The organism is Streptomyces sp. NPDC111628 (assembly GCF_055635195.1).
In genome coordinates this window covers 313,833-334,000 of sequence record NZ_JBVKBZ010000004.1, presented here as the reverse complement: position 1 = coordinate 334,000, position 20,168 = coordinate 313,833, and the positions used below count along the sequence as shown (strand labels likewise).

Below are 20,168 nucleotides of genomic sequence, written 5' to 3'. Positions count from 1 at the left end.
CGTCCATACGCGGGCCGGGGACTGGTGGAATCGGCTATCCCGCGGGGACCGGCTGCTGCCCGGACCCGGGCTGCCTCACAATGGAGCCATGCCGATACCCGGGACACCCAGCCGCGCCGAACTCGCCGAGCACCTCGTCAGAACGCGTATCGCGGGCGACGTCGCCACGCCCCGCGAGAACAACCTCTCCCACTACCGGAAGCTGGCCAACGGCGACCGGGGCTTCTGGCTCGGTCTGGAGCTGGGCGACCGCTGGAGCGACGAGCAGGACGTGCTCGCGGTGATGGCGGAGCGGGTCGGCGTCAACGACGACCCCGAGCACCGGTACGGCCAGGACACCATCGACCCGGAGCTGACCGTCTCCGCGCTGGAGCGGATGGCGGGGCGGCTGCGCAAGGCGGCCGACGGCGGGGAGCGGGTGCTGTTCGCCACCGGTCACCCGGGCGGGCTGCTCGACGTGCACCGCGCCACGGCCGCCGCGCTGCGGACCGCGGGCTGCGAGATCGTCGTGATCCCGGAGGGGCTGACCACGGAGGAGGGGTACGTCCAGCAGTTCGCGGACGTCTCGGTGCTCGAGCACGGGGCCTCGCTGTGGCACACCCACTCGGGCGAGCCGATGAAGGCGATCCTGACCGGTCTGGAGCGCGAGGGCCGCCCGCTGCCGGACCTGGTGGTCGCCGACCACGGCTGGGCCGGTTACGCCGCCCAGCACGGCGTGGACTCCGTCGGCTACGCGGACTGCAACGACCCGGCCCTCTTCCTCGCCGAGTCCGAGGGCACCCTCCAGGTGGCGGTGCCGCTGGACGACCACGTGGTCAGCCCCCGCTACTACGACCCGATGACGGCGTACCTGCTGACGGAGGCCGGGCTGAAGTAGCCCGCGTCTCTGCGGCTCGGCTGCCGCGGCTCCTACGGCCAGGGGTTGATCCCCTCCGAGCGGCGCTGCGCGAAACCGGGCGTCGGGTCCAGATAGACCCGGCGCACGATCGGGAACTCCTCTCGCACCCGCTGCTCGGCCCCTGCACGAGGGTGGTCAGCTCCAGCACCGCCTCGATGTGCTCGACGGCCACCAGCTCCGCCCGGGGCACTCGGCGCTGGAAGCGACGGCGATGGCCAGATTGGCGAAGGCGGCGACGAGCACCGTGAAGGTGCTGTCGCCGTTCTTCTTCGCGTCCGCCGTGTCCCTGTGTCCGCCATGCCCCTCAGTGTTCCCGAGGGACGCGTACCACGCCTTCCTGGACGACGGAGACGGCGAGCCGCCCGTCCTGGGTGTGGATGCGGGCCTGGCCGAGACCCCGGCCGCCGGACGCGGACGGCGACTGCTGGTCGTACAGCAGCCATTCGTCGGCGCGGAAGGGCCGGTGGAACCACATGGCGTGGTCCAGCGAGGCCCCGACGACGTCGCCGACGGCCCAGCCGCCGCGGCCGTGCGCGAGCAGGACCGAGTCGAGCAGGGTCATGTCGGAGACGTAGGTGGCGAGGACGACGTGCAGCAGGGGGTCGTCCGCGAGCTTGCCGTTGGTGCGGAACCACACCTGGGAGTGCGGTTCGCGCGGGGTGCCGAAGTCGCCGAAGGGCGGGTCGTCGACGTAGCGCAGGTCGACGGCGGCGCGGGCCTCCAGGAACCGCTCCACCGTCTCGGCGGGCAGGTGCGGGTAGCCGCGCAGCCGTTCCTCGCCGGTGGGGAGGGTCGCCGGGTCCGGTGCGGGCGGCATCGGGGCCTGGTGGTCCAGGCCCTCCTCGTACGTCTGGAAGGACGCCGACAGGGTGAAGATCGGCTTGCCGTGCTGGACGGCGACGACGCGGCGGGTGGTGAAGGAGCGGCCGTCGCGCAGCCGGTCGACGTTGTAGACGATGGGAGCGCCGGGGTCACCGGGGCGCAGGAAGTACGCGTGCAGGGAGTGCGCGTGCCGGTCCGCGGGGACCGTGCGGCCGGCGGCGACCATGGCCTGGGCCGCCACCTGCCCGCCGAAGACCCGGGGGACGACGGCGGACCGGGAGCGGCCGCGGTAGATGTCCTCCTCGATCCGCTCGAGGTCGAGCAGGTCGAGGAGGGACTGGAGTGCTTCGCTCATGACCCTCGGGTCACAGCCCCATGTTCTTCGCGATGATCATCTTCATGACCTCGCTGGTGCCGCCGTAGATGCGGTTGACGCGGTTGTCCGCGTACAGGCGGGCGATCGGGTACTCGTTCATGTAGCCGTAGCCGCCGTGCAGCTGGAGGCAGCGGTCGATGACGCGGTGGGCGACCTCGGTGCAGAACAGCTTGGCGCTGGCGGCCTCGGCGGGGGTCAGCTCACCGGCGTCCAGGGCCTCGGTGGCGCGGTCGGCGACGGCCTCGGCGGCGTCCACCTCGGCCTGGCAGGCGGCCAGCTCGAACTTGGTGTTCTGGAAGGCGGCGACCGGCTTGCCGAAGACGGTGCGGTCCTGGACGTACTGCTTGGCGAACCGGACGGCGGCGGCGGCCTGCGCGTAGGCGCCGAAGGCGATGCCCCAGCGCTCGGAGGCCAGGTTGTGGCCGAGGTAGGAGAAGCCCTTGTTCTCCTCGCCGAGCAGGTCCTCGACGGGGACCTTGACGTCGACGAAGGCCAGCTCGGCGGTGTCGGAGGTGCGCAGGCCCAGCTTGTCCAGCTTGCGGCCGACCGAGTAGCCCTCGGACTTGGTGTCCACGGCGAACAGGGAGATGCCGTGGCGGCGGTCCTCGGCCGTGGGGGCGTCGGTGCGGGCGCAGACGATGACCTTGTCGGCGTGCACGCCGCCGGTGATGAAGGTCTTGGCGCCGTTGAGGACGTAGTGGGTGCCGTCCTCGGAGAGCTTGGCGGTGGACTTCATGCCCGCGAGGTCGGAGCCGGTGCCGGGCTCCGTCATCGCGATGGCCCACATCTCCTCGCCGGTGACGAACTTCGGCAGGTAGCGCTTCTTCTGCTCGTCGGTGGCCAGCATGTTGATGTAGGGCAGGGCGAGCAGCACGTGGACGCCGGAGCCGCCGAACTGGACGCCCGCGCGGGCGGTCTCCTCGTAGAGGACGGCCTCGAACTTGTGGCTGTCCATGCCGGCGCCGCCGAACTCCTCGGGCACGTTGATGCCGAAGATGCCCAGCTCGCCGAGCTTGTAGTAGAACTCGCGCGGCGCCTGGCCCGCGGCGAACCAGTCGTCGTAGACGGGGACGACCTCGGCCTCGATGAAGGCGCGGAGGGTCTCCCGGAACGCCTCGTGGTCCTCGTTGAACACCGTACGGCGCACCGCGCCACCTCCAGGGTACGAATATCTAAGCGCTTGCTCAGACCTCACCGTACCGGCGGGTAGTCAGGGGCGTCCAGACCGGGACCCGGGTAACCCTCGTCACTCCGGAAGCGGGGAACCCTCCCTACGCCTCCCCCACCGCCGCGAACGCCCCCCGCGCCATCCGGTGCAGCAGCTCCGCCGTCACCGCGCGCCCCGGCAGCGAGCCGGGGCGGCCCAGGTGCGGGGTGGAGTTCAGGAGGCCGAAGACCGAGTGGACCGCGGAGCGGGCGGCGGGCTCGGCGACCGCCGGGTAGACCTCCCGGAGCACCCCGACCCACAGCTCCACGTACTGCCGCTGCAACTGCCGCACCATCTTGCGGTCGGCGTCCCGCAGGCGGTCCAGCTCGCGGTCGTGCAGGGTGATGAGCGGGCGGTCGTCGAGCGCGAAGTCGATGTGCCCCTCGATGAGCGAGTCGAGGACCGCCTCGGGTGCCGTCGCACCGGAGCCCGCCCGGGAGCCGGCCGACCCGTCCGCCTCCGCCAGCCGCCGCTTCGCCCCGGTCAGCAGCGAGTCGCTGATCCCGACCAGCAGCTCGGCGAGCATCGCGTCCTTGCCGGGGAAGTGCCGGTAGAGGCCGGGGCCGCTGATGCCGACCGCGGCGCCTATCTCGTCGACGCCCACCCCGTGGAAGCCGCGCTCGGCGAAGAGCCGGGCGGCCTCCTTGAGGATCTGCTCGCGGCGGGTGGGGGCGTCGGTTCTGGTGGCCATGAAGTCGATTCTAGACAGGGGGGTTAGCGGTCGTTAACCTGAAGGAAATGCGTTAACGCTCATTAACTGGTCGACCACTGGGTGAGGGGACCGCAGGATGCACGAGGCACCGGAGCTGACGACGGCGGCAGATCCCGCCTCCGAGGCCTTTCGGGCCAACGAGGAGGCGCACGCCGTCCTCGTTCAGGAACTGCGCGCCAAGCTCGCGGCGGCCCGGCTGGGCGGCGGCGAGCGGGCGCGGGCCCGGCACACCGCGCGCGGCAAGCTGCTGCCGCGCGACCGCGTGGACACGCTGCTCGACCCGGGCTCGCCGTTCCTGGAGCTGGCGCCGCTCGCGGCCGACGGGCTCTACGACTCAGCGGCCCCCGCCGCCGGCGTCATCGCCGGGATCGGCCGGGTCAGCGGCCGGGAGTGCGTGATCGTCGCCAACGACGCCACCGTCAAGGGCGGCACGTACTACCCGATGACCGTGAAGAAGCACCTCAGGGCGCAGGAGGTGGCGCTGGAGAACCGGCTGCCGTGCCTCTACCTCGTCGACTCGGGGGGCGCCTTCCTGCCGATGCAGGACGAGGTCTTCCCCGACCGCGAGCACTTCGGGCGGATCTTCTACAACCAGGCCCGGATGTCCGGCGCCGGGATCCCGCAGATCGCCGCCGTCCTCGGCTCCTGCACGGCGGGCGGTGCGTACGTCCCGGCGATGAGCGACGAGGCGGTGATCGTCCGCAATCAGGGCACGATCTTCCTGGGCGGCCCGCCGCTGGTGAAGGCGGCCACCGGCGAGGTGGTCACGGCGGAGGAGCTGGGCGGCGGCGAGGTCCACTCGCGCGTGTCCGGCGTGACCGACCACCTCGCCGAGGACGACCCGCACGCCCTGCGCATCGTGCGGCAGATCGTCTCCACCCTGCCGGAGCGCTCCGCCCTCCCCTGGGGCGTGGAGGCGGCCGTCGAGCCGAAGGTCGACCCGCAGCAGCTGTACGGCGCGGTGCCGGTCGACTCCCGCACCCCCTACGACGTCCGCGAGGTCATCGCGCGCGTGGTGGACGGCTCCCGCTTCGCCGAGTTCAAGTCCGAGTACGGGCAGACCCTGGTCACCGGCTTCGCCCGCATCCACGGCCACCCGGTGGGGATCGTCGCCAACAACGGCATCCTGTTCTCCGAGTCGGCCCAGAAGGGCGCCCACTTCATCGAGCTGTGCGACCAGCGCGGCATCCCGCTGGTGTTCCTGCAGAACATCTCCGGGTTCATGGTGGGCCGGGACTACGAGGCGGGCGGTATCGCCAAGCACGGCGCCAAGATGGTGACGGCGGTGGCGTGCACGCGGGTGCCGAAGCTGACGGTGGTCGTCGGCGGCTCGTACGGCGCGGGGAACTACTCGATGTGCGGTCGGGCGTATTCGCCGCGCTTCCTGTGGATGTGGCCCAACGCCAAGATCTCCGTGATGGGCGGCGAGCAGGCCGCGTCCGTGCTGGCCACGGTCAAGCGGGACCAGCTGGAGGGGCGCGGGGAGGAGTGGCCGGCCGAGGAGGAGGAGTCCTTCAAGGCACCGGTCCGCGCCCAGTACGAGCGCCAGGGCAACGCCTACTACGCGACCGCCCGCCTGTGGGACGACGGCGTGATCGAGCCCGCCGACACCCGGCAGGTGCTGGGCCTGGCCCTGACCGCGTGTGCCAACGCGCCGCTGGGCGAGCCCCAGTTCGGCGTCTTCCGGATGTGAGGAGGGGACCCATGCAGAACACGAACACGAACACGAGCACGGACGAGACGCCGCGCCGCGAGACGCCGCGCATGTTCGACACCGTGCTCGTCGCCAACCGGGGCGAGATCGCCGTCCGCGTCATCCGGACGCTGCGCGCGATGGGCGTGCGCTCGGTGGCGGTCTTCTCCGACGCCGACGCGGACGCGCGGCACGTGCGGGAGGCCGACGAGGCGGTACGGATCGGCCCGGCGCCCGCGGCGGAGAGCTATCTGTCCGTCGAGCGGCTGCTGGAGGCGGCGGCCCGGACGGGGGCGCAGGCCGTGCACCCCGGGTACGGCTTCCTCGCCGAGAACGCCGCCTTCGCGCGGGCCTGCGAGGAGGCCGGGCTGGTCTTCGTCGGACCGTCCGCCGACGCGATCGCCCTGATGGGCGACAAGATTCGCGCCAAGGAGACGGTGCGGGAGGCCGGGGTGCCGGTCGTCCCCGGCTCCAGCGGCAGCGGGCTCACCGACGAGCAGCTCGCCGACGCCGCCCGCGAGATCGGCACCCCGGTGCTGCTCAAGCCGTCGGCGGGCGGTGGCGGCAAGGGCATGCGGCTGGTGCGGGACGAGGCCGTGCTGGCCGACGAGATCGCCGCCGCGCGTCGCGAGGCCCGCGCCTCCTTCGGCGACGACACACTGCTGGTGGAGCGGTGGATCGACCGTCCCCGGCACATCGAGATCCAGGTGCTGGCCGACGGCCACGGGGGCGTGGTGCACCTGGGCGAGCGTGAGTGCTCGCTCCAGCGCCGCCACCAGAAGGTGATCGAGGAGGCGCCCAGCGTCCTGCTGGACGAGGCGACCCGGGCGGCGATGGGCGAGGCGGCCGTGCAGGCGGCCCGCTCCTGCGGCTACCGGGGCGCGGGCACGGTGGAGTTCATCGTCCCCGGGAGCGACCCCTCCCAGTACTACTTCATGGAGATGAACACCCGCCTCCAGGTCGAGCACCCGGTGACCGAGCTGGTGACCGGCCTGGACCTGGTGGAGTGGCAGTTGCGGGTGGCGGCCGGTGAGCGGCTCGGGTTCGCGCAGGAGGACGTACGGCTGACGGGGCACGCCATCGAGGCCCGCCTGTGCGCCGAGGACCCGGCCCGCGGCTTCCTCCCCTCCGGCGGCACGGTGCTGCGGCTGCGCGAGCCCGAGGGCGACGGCGTGCGCACCGACTCGGGGCTCAGCGAGGGCACCGAGGTCGGCAGCCTGTACGACCCGATGCTGTCCAAGGTGATCGCGTACGGCCCCGACCGGGAGACCGCGCTGCGCAGGCTCCGGGCGGCGCTCGCCGGGACGGTCACCCTGGGCGTACCGACCAACGCCGGGTTCCTGCGGCGGCTGCTCGCGCACCCGGCGGTGGTGGCGGGCGAGCTGGACACGGGGCTGGTGGAGCGCGAGGTCGACGGCCTGGTCGCCACCGGCGTACCGGAGGCGGTGTACGAGGCGGCGGCGGCCGTACGGCTGGAGGCGCTGCGTCCGCGCGGCGGCGGCTGGACGGACCCGTTCTCGGTGCCCAGCGGCTGGCGCACCGGCGGCGAGCCGAAGCCGGTCTCCTTCCCCCTGCGTGTGCCGGGACTCGAACCCGTCACGCACACCCCGCGCGGCTCCCACACCGTCACCGACGACCAGGTCGCCGTCACCCTGGACGGCGTCCGGCACACCTTCCACCGCGCCGCCGACTGGCTGGGCCGGGACGGCGACGCCTGGCAGGTGCGCGACCACGACCCGGTCGCCGCGTCCCTCAACCGGGCCGCCCACGCGGGCGCCGACTCGCTGACCGCGCCGATGCCGGGCACGGTGACGGTGGTGAAGGTCGCCGTCGGCGACGAGGTGAGCGCCGGGCAGAGCCTGCTGGTGGTGGAGGCGATGAAGATGGAGCACGTCATCTCCGCCCCGCACGCCGGCACCGTCGCCGAGCTGGACGTGGCGCCGGGCACCACGGTCGCCATGGACCAGGTGCTGGCGGTCGTCGCACCCACCGACGACGCGACGGACGCGAAGGAGGAGACGGCGTGAACACCCCGGAACTGGGCCTCCCGATGGCCGTACCGGCCGAGGGCCTGCCCGCCCGCGTCCGCATCCACGAGGTCGGCGCGCGCGACGGACTGCAGAACGAGAAGGCGACCGTGCCGACGGCCGTCAAGGCGGAGTTCATCCGCCGCCTGGCCGGCACCGGCCTGACCACGATCGAGGCGACGAGCTTCGTCCACCCCAAGTGGGTCCCCCAGCTGGCGGACGCCGAGGACCTGTACCCGCAGGTCTGCGACCTGCCGGTGTCGCTGCCGGTGCTGGTGCCGAACGAACGCGGCCTGGACCGGGCGCTGGCGCTCGGCGCGCGCCGCGTCGCGGTCTTCGCCAGCGCCACGGAGTCCTTCGCCAAGGCCAACCTGAACCGCACGGTGGACGAGGCGCTGGCCATGTTCGAGCCGGTGGTGACCCGGGCGAAGGCGCAGGGCGACGACGTCCACGTACGGGGCTACCTCTCGATGTGCTTCGGCGACCCGTGGGAGGGCCCCGTCCCCGTCCCCCAGGTGGTGCGGGTCTGCCGGGCCCTGCTGGACATGGGCTGCGACGAGCTGAGCCTCGGCGACACCATCGGGGTGGCGACGCCGGGCCATGTGACGGCCCTGCTCACCGCGCTGGCCGGGGCGGGCGTGCCGGTCTCCGCGCTGGGCGTGCACTTCCACGACACCTACGGCCAGGCCCTGGCCAACACGCTGGCCGCGCTCCAGCAGGGCGTCACCACGGTCGACGCCTCGGCCGGCGGGCTCGGCGGCTGCCCGTTCGCGAAGTCCGCCACCGGCAACCTCGCCACCGAAGACCTCGTGTGGATGCTGCGGGGCCTCGGCATCGACACCGGGGTCGACCTCGGCCGTCTGGTCGCCACAAGCGTCTGGATGGCCGCGCACCTGGGCCGGCCGAGCCCGTCCCGCACCGTTCGAGCCCTCTCCCACCAGGAGTCGTGAACACCATGGACCACAAGCTCTCCCCCGAACTGGAAGAACTGCGCCGCACGGTCGAACAGTTCGCGCACGACGTGGTGGCGCCGAAGATCGGCGACTTCTACGAGCGGCACGAGTTCCCGTACGAGATCGTCCGCGAGATGGGCCGCATGGGCCTGTTCGGGCTGCCGTTCCCGGAGGAGTACGGCGGCATGGGCGGCGACTACTTCGCCCTCGGCGTGGCCCTGGAGGAGCTGGCCCGGGTCGACTCGTCGGTGGCGATCACGCTGGAGGCGGGCGTCTCGCTGGGCGCGATGCCGCTGCACCTGTTCGGCACCGAGGAGCAGAAGCGCGAGTGGCTGCCCCGCCTCTGCTCGGGCGAGATCCTGGGCGCGTTCGGCCTCACCGAGCCGGACGGCGGCAGCGACGCGGGCGCGACCCGTACGACGGCCCGCCTGGACGAGGCCACGAACGAATGGGTCATCAACGGCACCAAGTGCTTCATCACCAACTCCGGTACGGACATCACGGGCCTGGTCACGGTCACCGCGGTGACCGGCCGCAAGCCCGACGGCAGGCCCCTGATCTCGTCGATCATCGTCCCGTCGGGCACCCCGGGCTTCACGGTGGCCGCCCCGTACTCGAAGGTCGGCTGGAACGCGTCGGACACCCGTGAGCTGTCCTTCGCCGACGTCCGGGTCCCGGCGGCGAACCTGCTGGGCGAGCTGGGGCGCGGTTACGCGCAGTTCCTGCGCATCCTGGACGAGGGCCGGGTCGCCATCGCCGCGCTGGGCACGGGGCTCGCGCAGGGCTGTGTGGACGAGTCGGTCGCCTACGCGAAGGAACGTCACGCCTTCGGCAAACCGATCGGCGCCAACCAGGCCATCCAGTTCAAGATCGCCGACATGGAGATGAAGGCCCACACGGCCCGTCTCGCCTGGCGGGACGCGGCCTCGCGGCTGGTGGCGGGCGAGCCGTTCAAGAAGGAGGCGGCGCTGGCGAAGCTGTACTCGTCGACGGTCGCGGTGGACAACGCCCGGGACGCCACCCAGGTCCACGGCGGTTACGGCTTCATGAACGAGTACCCGGTGGCCCGCATGTGGCGGGACGCGAAGATCCTGGAGATCGGCGAGGGCACCAGCGAGGTCCAGCGGATGCTGATCGCACGGGAGTTGGGGCTGGTGGGCTGAGGCTCGGACGCGACGGGGGCGGGTGCCGTACCGGCCCCGCCCCTGGACAAGATCTGAGGTTAGGCTAACCTACCTTCGAATTGTCCCGCAGGGCGCGACGCTCCGCACCGTTCGAAGGCAGCCACCACCATGTCCAACGCCAGCGCTACCCACCCGACCCGCCGCGGAATCCTCGCCGCCGGCGGCGCCCTCGGCCTCGGCGCCGTGCTCGCGGCCTGCGGCGACGACGACGGCAAGAGCGGTGGGGCGGGCGACGGGTCGGGCGGCGCCGCCAAGTCCGGCCCCTGGTCCTTCAAGGACGACCGCGGCACCACCGTGAAGCTGGACGAGGTGCCGACGGACATCGTGGCCTTCACCGGCGTCGCCGCCGCCCTCTTCGACTACGGCGTCCAGGTCAAGGGCGTCTTCGGCCCGACCACCACCAAGGACGGCAAGCCCGACGTGCAGGCCGGCGACCTCGACGTCGACAAGGTCACCGTGCTCGGCAACGAGTGGGGCAAGCTCAACGTCGAGAAGTACGCCTCCCTCGCCCCCCAGGTGCTCATCACGACCACCTTCGACACCGCGGGCACCCTGTGGTCCGTCCCGGAGGAGTCGAAGGACAAGATCGCCAAGCTCGCCCCGAGCGTGGCGATCTCGGTCTTCGACCGTCAGCTCACCCAGCCGCTCCAGCGCATGTGGGAGCTGGCCGAGTCGCTCGGCGCGGACATGAAGGCCAAGAAGGTCACCGACGCCAAGGCCGCCTTCGACAAGGCCGCCGCCCGGCTGCGCGCCGCCGCCAAGGCCAGGCCCGAGATCAGGGTGCTGGCCGGCTCCGCGAGCCCCGACCTGTTCTACGTCTCCGGCACCAACCTCTCGGTGGACCTGGAGTACTTCAAGGCGCTCGGCGTGAACTTCGTGGAGCCCTCCGAGGCGGCCAAGAAGGCGACCGGCGGCTGGTTCGAGTCCCTGAGCTGGGAGAACGTCGACAAGTACCCGGCCGACGTCATCATCATGGACGACCGGGCCTCGACCATCCAGCCCGCGGACATCAGCGAGGGCACCTGGAAGCAGCTCCCCGCGGTCAAGGCCGGCCAGGTCATCGCCCGCTCCCCCGAGCCGATCCTGTCCTACGACAAGTGCACGCCGCTCCTTGACAACCTGGCCGAGGCGATCGAGAACGCCAAGAAGGTCGGCTGACCCACCATCCTCCTCCGGAGCCCCTCATGACGACGGCCGTCGCCGCCCCGTTCCGTTTCTTCGCCCTCCAGGTCGTACGGACGAGGCGGCTCGGCCCGTCTCTGGCCCGGGTCTCCTTCGCGGGGCCCGACCTGCGCGCCTTCCGCTCCGACGGCCTCGACCAGTCGCTGTCGCTGTTCCTGCCGCACCCGGGACAGGCGGAGCCCGCGGTGCCGGTGGAGCTGGGCGAGGGCTGGTGGCAGGGCTGGCGGGAACTGCCGGAGGACGTACGGGCGGTGATGCGCTCGTACACGCTGCGGTCGCTGCGCCGGGACGACGACGGGCACACCGTCGAGATCGACATCGACTTCGTCCTGCACGGCGTCGAACCGGCGGGGTCCGGCGCGGGCCGCGAGGCGCCGGAGCCCGGTCCCGCCGCCCGCTGGGCCGCGGACGCCGCCCCCGGCGACCGCGTGCTGCTGCTCGGTCCGGCGGTCGCCGACAACCGGGCGATCCGCTTCCGGCCGCCCGGGGACACCGACCTGGTGGTGATCTGGGGCGACGAGACCGCCGTACCGGCCGCCTGTGCCATCGTGGAGTCGCTGCCGGCCGGCACCCGTGCCCGGGTGTGGCTCCAGGTGCCGCACGCCGAGGACGTGCAGGATCTCCGGACGGCCGCGGACGCCGAGATCACCTGGCTGGCCGGGGACGCCGCCGGCGGCCCGGAGACGACCCTCGCCACCCTCCGGGACGCCCAACTCCCGACCGCCGGGCACCCCTACGTCTGGATCGCGGGCGAGTCCGGCTGCGTCAAGCAGCTGCGGCGGCACTTCGTGGGCGAGCGCGGCGTCGACCGCCGGCGCGTCACCTTCGTCGGCTACTGGCGCCGGGGCCTGACGGAGGAACAACTCCGCGAGCAGGGCTGACGACCGCACACATGGGGCCGCAGTGACGGCAGTCACGCACAGGTATGCGTATGAGCGGAGCGACTTAGGTTAGGCTCACCTAAGTTGATCGCGAGCTCCGGCCCGCCTCAGCCCGCCTCTCTCGGCCCGTCCCCTCTCGGCCCGTCCCCAACCGGAGGACCCCCACATGCGTTCGCACCTGCTCAACGACGCCACCGCGGAGCAGTACCGCCGTTCCGTGACCGAAGGAGTCGAGCGGGTGGCCGCCAGAATCGCCACCACCGACCGTCCGTTCACCGGTGTCACGGCCGACGCCCTCTCCCCCCGCATCGACGCGATCGACCTCGACCGGCCCCTGCACGACACGGCCGCGGTCCTCGACGAGCTGGAGGACGTCTACCTCCGTGACGCCGTCTACTTCCACCACCCCCGCTACCTCGCCCACCTCAACTGCCCGGTCGTCATACCGGCGCTGCTCGGTGAGGCGGTGCTGTCCGCCGTCAACTCCTCCCTGGACACCTGGGACCAGTCGGCCGGCGGCACGCTCATCGAGCGGAAACTGATCGACTGGACCTGCGCCCGCATCGGCCTCGGCCCGGCGGCCGACGGCGTGTTCACCTCCGGCGGCACCCAGTCCAACCTCCAGGCGCTGCTCCTCGCCCGCGAGGAGGCGAAGGCCGAGAACTTCGCCGACCTGCGGATCTTCGCCTCCGAGGTCAGCCACTTCAGCGTGAAGAAGTCCGCGAAGCTGCTCGGCCTCGGCCCCGACGCCGTCGTGTCGATCCCGGTCGACCGCGACAAGCGGATGCAGACCGTCGCCCTCGCCCGCGAGCTGGAGCGCTGCAAGGAGAGCGGCCTGGTCCCCATGGCCGTCGTCGCCACCGCGGGAACCACCGACTTCGGCTCCATCGACCCGCTGCCCGAGATCGCCGGGCTGTGCGAGCAGTACGCCGTGTGGATGCACGTCGACGCGGCCTACGGCTGCGGGCTGCTCGCCTCCCTGAAGCACCGGGACCGCATCACCGGCATCGAGCGGGCCGACTCGGTCACCGTGGACTACCACAAGTCCTTCTTCCAGCCGGTGAGTTCGTCGGCCGTGCTGGTCCGGGACGCCGCCACGCTGCGCCACGCCACCTACTACGCGGAGTACCTCAACCCGCGCCGCATGGTGCAGGAACGTATCCCCAACCAGGTGGACAAGTCGCTCCAGACCACCCGCCGCTTCGACGCGCTCAAGCTGTGGACGACGCTGCGCGTGATGGGCGCCGACGGCATCGGGCAGCTCTTCGACGAGGTGTGCGGTCTGGCGGTGGAGGGCTGGAAACTGCTCGCCGCCGACCCCCGCTTCGACGTGGTCGTCGAGCCCAGCCTCTCCACCCTGGTCTTCCGCTGCGTCCCGGCGGCCGTCACCGATCCCGCCGAGATCGACCGCGCCAACCTCTACGCCCGCAAGGCCCTGTTCGCGTCCGGCGACGCCGTGGTCGCGGGCACCAAGGTGGCCGGGCGCCACTACCTGAAGTTCACCCTGCTCAACCCCGAGACGACCGCGGCCGACATCGCCGCCGTCCTCGATCTGATCGCCGGCCACGCCGAGCAGTACCTGGGAGACTCCCTTGACCGCGCTTCCTGAAGCCCCGGAGACCACCTACGACTTCGTGGGCATCGGTCTCGGCCCCTTCAACCTCGGCCTCGCCTGCCTCACCGAGCCCGTCGCCGAGCTGAACGGCGTCTTCCTGGAGTCCAAGCCGGACTTCGAGTGGCACGCCGGCATGTTCCTGGACGGCGCCCACCTCCAGACCCCGTTCATGTCGGACCTGGTGACGCTCGCCGACCCGACCTCCCCGTACTCCTTCCTCAACTACCTGAAGGAGCAGGGCCGGCTCTACTCCTTCTACATCCGGGAGAACTTCTACCCGCTGCGCGTCGAGTACGACGACTACTGCCGCTGGGCCGCGCACAAGCTGAGCAGCGTCCGCTTCTCCACCACGGTCACCGAGGTGACGTACGACGAGCGCGAGGAGCTGTACGCCGTCGCCACCACCTCCGGCGACACCTACCGCGCCCGCCGCCTCGTCCTCGGCACCGGCACCCCGCCGCACATCCCGGACGCCTGCCGGGGCCTGGCGGGCGACTTCCTGCACAACTCCCGCTACGTCCAGCAGCGGGCCGAGCTGGTGAAGAAGAAGTCGATCACGCTGGTCGGCAGCGGCCAGTCCGCCGCCGAGATCTACCAGGACCTGCTGAGCGAGATCGACGTCCACGGCTACCGGCTGAACTGGGTGACCCGCTCCCCGCGGTTCTTCCCCCTCGAATACACCAAGCTCACCCTGGAGATGACGTCCCCGGAGTACGTGGACTACTACCACGCGCTGCCCGAGGACACCCGCTACCGCCTCACGGCCGAGCAGAAGGGCCTCTTCAAGGGCATCGACGGCGACCTGATCAACGAGATCTTCGACCTGCTCTACCAGAAACGGCTCGGCGGTCCCGTCCCCACCCGCCTGCTCACCAACTCGGCGCTGACCAGCGCCCGGTACACGGACGGCACGTACACGCTCGGCTTCCGCCAGGAGGAGCAGGGCACGGACTTCGAGATCGAGACCGAGGGCCTGGTCCTCGCCACCGGCTACCGCTACACCGAGCCGGAGTTCCTCAAGCCCGTTCGCGACCGCCTGCGCCACGACTCCCGCGGCAACTTCGACATCGGCCGCAACTACGCCGTGGACGTCACGGGAAGCGGCGTGTTCCTGCAGAACGCGGGGGTCCACGCGCACAGCGTCACCAGCCCCGACCTGGGCATGGGCGCCTACCGCAACAGCTGCATCGTCCGGGAGCTGCTCGGCCGCGAGTACTACCCGGTCGAGAAGACGATCGCGTTCCAGGAGTTCGCCGTATGAGCCGTACGAGCACCGCCGCCGCCGTCGGGGCACTGACCCTGCGCCCCGTCGACCCGCTGACCGACGCCGTACTGCTGCACGGCTGGCTCACCCACCCCAAGTCCGCGTTCTGGATGATGCAGGACGCCAGGCTGGTGGACGTCGAGCGGGCCTACATGGAGCTGGCCGCCGACGAGCACCAGCAGGCCCACCTCGGCCTGCACGACGGGGCCCCGGCCTTCCTGATGGAACGCTACGACCCCGCCCACCGCGAACTGGTCGGGCTGTACGAGCCCGAGCCGGGCGACGTCGGCATGCACTTCCTGGTCGCGCCGACCGACCGGCCCGTGCACGGCTTCACCCGGGCCGTGATCACCACCGTCATGACCGAACTCTTCGCCGACCCGGCGACCCGGCGGGTGGTCGTCGAACCGGACGTCACCAACACCGCCGTCCACGCCCTGAACGCAGCCGTCGGATTCGTGCCCGAGCGCGAGATCCAGAAGCCGGAGAAGAAGGCCTTGCTGAGCTTCTGCACCCGCGAGCAGTTCGAGAAGGCGGTGTCCGCATGACCCTCGCCGACGCCGTCTCCCACCTGACCCCCGAACGCTGGGAGCGGGCCAACCGCCTCCTGATCCGCAAGGCGCTGGCCGAGTTCACCCACGAGCGCCTGCTGACCCCCGAGCGGGAGCCGGACGAACAGGCCGGTCGGACGTACGCCGTCCGAAGCGACGACGGCCAGACCGTCTACCGCTTCACCGCCACCGTCCGTGCCCTGGACCACTGGCAGGTGGACGCCGCCTCCCTCACCCGCCACCGCGACGGCGCCGAACTCCCGCTGGCCGCGCTGGACTTCTTCATCGAGCTGAAGCAGACCCTGGGCCTGAGCGACGAGATCCTGCCCGTGTACCTGGAGGAGATCTCCTCCACCCTCTCCGGCACCTGCTACAAGCTGGCCAAGCCGCAGGTCACCTCCGCCGAGCTGGCCCGGAGCGGAGACTTCCAGGCCGTCGAGACGGGCATGACCGAGGGCCACCCCTGCTTCGTCGCCAACAACGGCCGGCTGGGCTTCGGCGTCCACGAGTACCTGTCGTACGCCCCCGAGACCGCGAGCCCGGTGCGCCTGGTGTGGCTGGCGGCGCACCGCTCGCGGGCGGCGTTCACGGCGGGCGTGGGCATCGAGTACGAGTCCTTCGTCCGGGACGAGCTGGGCGCGGCCACCGTGGACCGCTTCCACGGCGTGCTGCGCGAGCGCGGCCTGGACCCGGCCGACTACCTGCTCATCCCGGTCCACCCCTGGCAGTGGTGGAACAAGCTCACCGTCACCTTCGCCGCCGAGGTCGCCCGCGGGCACCTGGTCTGCCTCGGCGAGGGCGACGACGAGTACCTGGCCCAGCAGTCCATCCGTACCTTCTTCAACGCCTCGCACCCCGAAAAGCACTACGTGAAGACGGCCCTGTCCGTCCTCAACATGGGCTTCATGCGCGGTCTGTCGGCGGCGTACATGGAGGCCACCCCGGCCATCAACGACTGGCTCGCCCGGCTGATCGAGGGCGACCCGGTGCTGAAGGCGACGGGGCTGGGCATCATCCGGGAGCGGGCGGCCGTCGGCTACCGGCACCTGGAGTACGAGCGGGCCACCGACCGCTACTCGCCGTACCGCAAGATGCTGGCGGCGCTGTGGCGGGAGAGCCCCGTGCCGGCCCTCGGGGACGGCGAATCCCTCGCCACCATGGCCTCCCTGGTCCACGTGGACCACGAGGGCGCCTCCTTCGCGGGCGCGCTGATCGAGCGGTCCGGGCTCACGCCCACCGAGTGGCTGCGGCACTACCTGCGGGCCTACTACGTCCCGCTGCTGCACAGCTTCTACGCCTACGACCTGGTGTACATGCCGCACGGCGAGAACGTGATCCTCGTGCTGGAGGACGGGGTGGTGCGGCGGGCGATCTACAAGGACATCGCCGAGGAGATCGCGGTGATGGACCCGGACGCGGTGCTGCCGCCGGAGGTCTCCCGCATCGCGGTGGACGTGCCGGACGACAAGAAGCTGCTGTCGATCTTCACGGACGTCTTCGACTGCTTCTTCCGCTTCCTCGCCGCGAACCTGGCGGACGAGGGGATCATGGAGGAGGACGCCTTCTGGCGCACCGTCGCCGAGGTCACCCGAGAGTACCAGGACTCGGTGCCGGAGCTGGCCGACAAGTTCGAGCGGTACGACATGTTCGCGCCCGAGTTCGCGCTGTCCTGCCTCAACCGGCTCCAGCTGCGCGACAACCGGCAGATGGTCGACCTCGCGGACCCGTCCGGCGCGCTCCAGCTCGTCGGGAACCTGAGGAACCCCCTGGCAGGCCGGTAGCCACCGGGCCCACGGACGGACGGGCACCCCGGAGACGGTCCTCCGGGGTGCCCGTCGTGCCGTCGGGGTCAGGTCCAGGGCACCTGCGGCGAGCGGTAGTAGTCGATCCCCATCGCCTCCCAGCGCGGTGCCTGTGCGGCGAGCCGCACCTTGTAGGTGTCCCAGTCGTGCGTCGACGCCGGGGACCAGCCCAGCTCGGCGACGCCCGGGAGCCTCGGGAAGGCCATGAAGTCCAGCTGGTCGGGGTCGGACAGGGTCTCCGTCCACAGCGGGGCCTCGACGCCGCGGACCGCTTCGGCCGGGGCGCCCGGCAGGTAGGCGGCCGGGTCCCAGTCGTAGGACCGCTGCACCTCGACGTAGCCCGCCCAGGACAGGCCCAGCGGGGTGTCCTTGGTGTACTTCATGTCCAGGTACGTCCGGTCGGCCGGGGAGAGGATCAGTCCGGTGCCGTTCCTGGCGGCCTCGGCGACCTCGGCCTTCTCCGCGTCGCCGGTGCGGTCCAGGCCCCAGTACTGGACGAGCGCGCCCTCGACCGGCTCGGCGCCGGCCAGTTGGTGCCAGCCGACGACCGTCTTGCCGTACTTGGCGACGACCGGCTGCACCCGCTTCATGAAGGTGACGAAGTCGGCGTGCGGGGTGGAGTGCGCTTCGTCGCCGCCGATGTGGAGGTAGCGGCCCGGGGTGAGGGCGGCGAGTTCACCGAGGACGTCGTCCACGAAGTCGTAGGTGACGTCCTTGCCCACGCACAGCGAGCTGAAGCCGACCTTGGTGCCGGTGTACAGCGGGGGCGCCACCCCGTCGCAGTTCAGCTCGGCGTAGGAGGCGAGGGCGGCGTTGGTGTGGCCCGGCATGTCGATCTCGGGCACGACCTCGAGGTGCCGGGAGGCGGCGTAGCGGACGATCTCCCGGTAGTCCGCCTTGGTGTAGTACCCGCCGGGTCCGCCGCCGACCTCGGTGGAGCCGCCGTACGTCGCCAGGCGGGGCCAGGAGTCGACGGCGATGCGCCAGCCCTGGTCGTCGCTGAGGTGCAGGTGGAGCTTGTTGTACTTGTAGAGGGCGACGCGGTCGATGTAGCGCTTGACCTCGTCGACGCCGAAGAAGTGCCGGGAGACGTCGAGCATGGCGCCGCGCCAGGCGTAGCGGGGCGTGTCCTCGACGGTGCCGCCCGCGACCGGCCAGGGGCCGCTCTGCACGGTGTCCTTCTCGACGGCGGCGGGCAGCAGCTGACGGAGGGTCTGGACGCCGTGGAAGAGCCCGGCGGCCTTGCGGGCGGTGATGGTGATGCCGGAGGGGCCGCTGTCGAGGCGGTAGCCCTCGTCGCCGTACGGGCCGCCCGCCAGGCGCAGTCGTATGCCGCCGTGGCCGTGGGAGGTGACGGGGAGTGGGTATCCGGTGGCGGGTCGCAGGAGGTCCGCGAGGTAGTCGCCGACGCGGCGGGCCTCGCGCGAGTCGTCGACGCGGATGTGGGTGCCGCGGGTGATGCGGTAGGGCGTCCCGCCGGGTTCGACAAAGGCGGGGGCCGGGATCACCTGGTCCAGGGGGGTCGGCCGGTCGGCCGTCTTCCGGTTCGGGGCGGTGCCGGTGGTCATGGCGCCGACCGCCGCCACCAGCAGCAGCGCTCCCAGCAGCCGGGGGATGCGGGGAGTCGTTCTGTGGTGCCGTCGATGAGGTCTCACGTGCGCTCCCTTCGCGAGGGGTTGGACCACTCTCCCGCACCATCACCGCCCGCGGCAGCGATGAAACAATCCCCGCATGGCGGAAATCATCCAGAAGGACGGAACGTGGGTCTTCGACGGCGACGCCCTGCGGTTGACACCGGGGCGGGACAAGAACGTCAGTCTGCTCCGCAGGGAACTGGGTGAACTGCTCGTGCCGCTCGCGGCGTTGGCGGGCATATCGTTCGAGCAGGGGAAGAAGTCGGGGCGGCTCAGGCTGCGGCTGCGCGACGGCGCCGACCCGTTGCTGCACGCGTCGGGCGGGCGGCTGACCGAGCCGCACGACCCGTACCAGCTCCTGGTGGAGTCCGACCGGTACGGCGTGGCCGAGTACTTCGTCGACGAGGTGCGCAACGCCCTGCTCCTCGACCAGGTTCCGTCCGGCCCGGTGGACGCCTACCTGCTGCCGGGGCCGTCGGTGCCGCTGTCGGTGTCGGCCGGGGACGGCGTCGCGAGCTTCGACGGCGAGCGGGTGCGGCTGGAGTGGAAGTGGCAGGCGGAGGACTCCAAGTCGGCCGCCGGGCCGCGCACCCTCCCCCTCGCCGACATCGTCGCCGTGGAGTGGCAGCCGACGGTGGGCCTGGAGAACGGCCACCTCCGCTTCACCGTGCGGGCGGCGCCGAGCAAGGTGCCGCCGAAGTACGACCCCAACGCCGTGGAGCTGTGGGGCTTCAAGAGGGACCCGCTGATGGCCCTGGTGGCGGCGGCCGTCCAGGCCCGTCTCCCGCACCCGGCCGCCCGCACGGCCCGCGCCGCCCCGGAGGAGGACCACCCGGCCGAGGAGGCGGCCCCCGCTCCCGCACCCGCACCGGCCGCCGAGGACGACCACGACGCGCTGCTGCGCCGGCTGCGGGAGCTGGGCGAGCTGCACCGCTCGGGGGTGCTGACGGACGAGGAGTTCACCCTGGCGAAGCAGGCGGTACTGAAGCGAATGTAGGCACAGCGACACACAGGTATCCGTACTCCTGCCCGATATCGGGCAGGATTCTTGCGCAAGCGTCTCCCTTACCCCAGGATCTACCGGGTGCACGACGAACTCGTTGATCATCTGACGCGGTCCACCCCGCTGAGCCGGGGCGAGGCGCTGCGCGTGGTCCAGGACGTGCTCGCCTACTTCGACGAGACGACCGAGGAATACGTCCGTCGCCGTCACCGCGAGCTCCAGGCCCAGGGCCTGGTGAACGCGACGATCTTCGAGCGGATCGAGGCGGAACTGAAATACCGGGCGGTCGCGCCGCCGGAGCTGTCGCTCCGTCAGCTGCGCCGCATCGTCTACGGCTGAGCGGCCGCCTGCGGCTGGAAGGCCC

The 20,168-nt window shown here is 71.6% G+C and carries 17 protein-coding genes and 1 pseudogene; 13 read left to right on the top strand and 5 right to left on the bottom strand.

Annotation, left to right across the window (positions count from 1 at the left end):
• The first annotated feature begins 88 nt into the window (after positions 1-88).
• Positions 89-877: a phosphatase gene (locus ACZ7MF_RS23510; protein WP_471479453.1), complete on the top strand. Its 789-nt coding sequence runs from the start codon at positions 89-91 to the stop codon at positions 875-877.
• A 32-nt stretch (positions 878-909) separates the two neighbouring features.
• Here the strand turns inward: ACZ7MF_RS23510 and ACZ7MF_RS23505 are convergent.
• The 4 genes and pseudogenes from ACZ7MF_RS23505 to ACZ7MF_RS23490 form a co-directional block, all read right to left on the bottom strand.
• A pseudogene (locus ACZ7MF_RS23505) lies at positions 910-1,011 on the bottom strand (cation transporter); the annotation flags it as partial.
• Positions 1,012-1,202: 191 nt separating this feature from the next.
• Complete coding sequence (locus tag ACZ7MF_RS23500; protein WP_398317264.1) at positions 1,203-2,075, bottom strand: acyl-CoA thioesterase; 873 nt, start codon at positions 2,073-2,075, stop codon at positions 1,203-1,205.
• 10 nt (positions 2,076-2,085) lie between these two features.
• Positions 2,086-3,243, bottom strand: a complete 1,158-nt coding sequence (locus ACZ7MF_RS23495; RefSeq protein ID WP_471479451.1) for an acyl-CoA dehydrogenase family protein — start codon at positions 3,241-3,243, stop codon at positions 2,086-2,088.
• A 124-nt stretch (positions 3,244-3,367) separates the two neighbouring features.
• Positions 3,368-3,994, bottom strand: a complete 627-nt coding sequence (locus ACZ7MF_RS23490; RefSeq protein ID WP_471479449.1) for an SACE_7040 family transcriptional regulator — start codon at positions 3,992-3,994, stop codon at positions 3,368-3,370.
• A gap of 97 nt (positions 3,995-4,091) precedes the next feature.
• Here ACZ7MF_RS23490 and ACZ7MF_RS23485 point away from each other — a divergent pair, with 97 nt between their 5' ends.
• The 10 genes from ACZ7MF_RS23485 (at position 4,092) to desD (ending at position 17,146) form a co-directional block, all read left to right on the top strand.
• The gene (locus ACZ7MF_RS23485; RefSeq protein WP_471479447.1) at positions 4,092-5,708 is read left to right on the top strand and encodes a carboxyl transferase domain-containing protein; all 1,617 of its coding nucleotides are present in this window, start codon (positions 4,092-4,094) and stop codon (positions 5,706-5,708) included.
• 71 nt (positions 5,709-5,779) lie between these two features.
• A complete protein-coding gene (locus tag ACZ7MF_RS23480; RefSeq protein WP_471480098.1) occupies positions 5,780-7,735 on the top strand; it encodes an acetyl/propionyl/methylcrotonyl-CoA carboxylase subunit alpha in 1,956 nt (651 codons plus the stop codon).
• Entirely contained in the window at positions 7,732-8,685 is a 954-nt protein-coding gene (locus ACZ7MF_RS23475) for a hydroxymethylglutaryl-CoA lyase (RefSeq protein ID WP_471479445.1), read from the top strand. The genes ACZ7MF_RS23480 and ACZ7MF_RS23475 overlap by 4 nt, the downstream gene beginning before the upstream one ends.
• A 5-nt stretch (positions 8,686-8,690) precedes the next feature.
• Complete coding sequence (locus ACZ7MF_RS23470; protein ID WP_471480096.1) at positions 8,691-9,851, top strand: acyl-CoA dehydrogenase family protein; 1,161 nt, start codon at positions 8,691-8,693, stop codon at positions 9,849-9,851.
• 129 nt (positions 9,852-9,980) lie between these two features.
• Complete coding sequence (gene desE / locus ACZ7MF_RS23465) at positions 9,981-11,030, top strand: siderophore-binding protein DesE (RefSeq protein ID WP_471479443.1); 1,050 nt, start codon at positions 9,981-9,983, stop codon at positions 11,028-11,030.
• 26 nt (positions 11,031-11,056) lie between these two features.
• Positions 11,057-11,935, top strand: a complete 879-nt coding sequence (locus ACZ7MF_RS23460; RefSeq protein ID WP_471479442.1) for a siderophore-interacting protein — start codon at positions 11,057-11,059, stop codon at positions 11,933-11,935.
• Positions 11,936-12,101: 166 nt separating this feature from the next.
• The gene (desA, locus tag ACZ7MF_RS23455) at positions 12,102-13,544 is read left to right on the top strand and encodes a lysine decarboxylase DesA (RefSeq protein WP_471479441.1); all 1,443 of its coding nucleotides are present in this window, start codon (positions 12,102-12,104) and stop codon (positions 13,542-13,544) included.
• Entirely contained in the window at positions 13,528-14,811 is a 1,284-nt protein-coding gene (locus ACZ7MF_RS23450; RefSeq protein WP_471479440.1) for a lysine N(6)-hydroxylase/L-ornithine N(5)-oxygenase family protein, read from the top strand. The genes desA and ACZ7MF_RS23450 overlap by 17 nt, the downstream gene beginning before the upstream one ends.
• On the top strand, positions 14,808-15,362 hold the full coding sequence (locus ACZ7MF_RS23445; protein ID WP_471479438.1) for a GNAT family N-acetyltransferase: 555 nt from the start codon (positions 14,808-14,810) through the stop codon (positions 15,360-15,362). The genes ACZ7MF_RS23450 and ACZ7MF_RS23445 overlap by 4 nt, the downstream gene beginning before the upstream one ends.
• Complete coding sequence (gene desD, locus ACZ7MF_RS23440) at positions 15,359-17,146, top strand: desferrioxamine E synthetase DesD (RefSeq protein WP_471479437.1); 1,788 nt, start codon at positions 15,359-15,361, stop codon at positions 17,144-17,146. The genes ACZ7MF_RS23445 and desD overlap by 4 nt, the downstream gene beginning before the upstream one ends.
• A gap of 68 nt (positions 17,147-17,214) precedes the next feature.
• On the opposite strand, the gene ACZ7MF_RS23435 is transcribed toward desD, so the two are convergent.
• Positions 17,215-18,822 carry a beta-N-acetylhexosaminidase gene (locus ACZ7MF_RS23435; RefSeq protein ID WP_471479435.1) on the bottom strand — a complete coding sequence of 536 codons (1,608 nt, stop codon included), beginning with the start codon at positions 18,820-18,822 and terminating at the stop codon, positions 17,215-17,217.
• 76 nt (positions 18,823-18,898) lie between these two features.
• Here ACZ7MF_RS23435 and ACZ7MF_RS23430 point away from each other — a divergent pair, with 76 nt between their 5' ends.
• Both ACZ7MF_RS23430 and ACZ7MF_RS23425 read left to right on the top strand, forming a co-directional pair.
• On the top strand, positions 18,899-19,798 hold the full coding sequence (locus tag ACZ7MF_RS23430) for a DUF4429 domain-containing protein (protein ID WP_471479433.1): 900 nt from the start codon (positions 18,899-18,901) through the stop codon (positions 19,796-19,798).
• An 87-nt stretch (positions 19,799-19,885) separates the two neighbouring features.
• Positions 19,886-20,143, top strand: coding sequence for a hypothetical protein (locus ACZ7MF_RS23425; protein WP_003976012.1), 258 nt, complete (start codon positions 19,886-19,888; stop codon positions 20,141-20,143).
• The last annotated feature ends 25 nt before the right edge of the window (positions 20,144-20,168 follow it).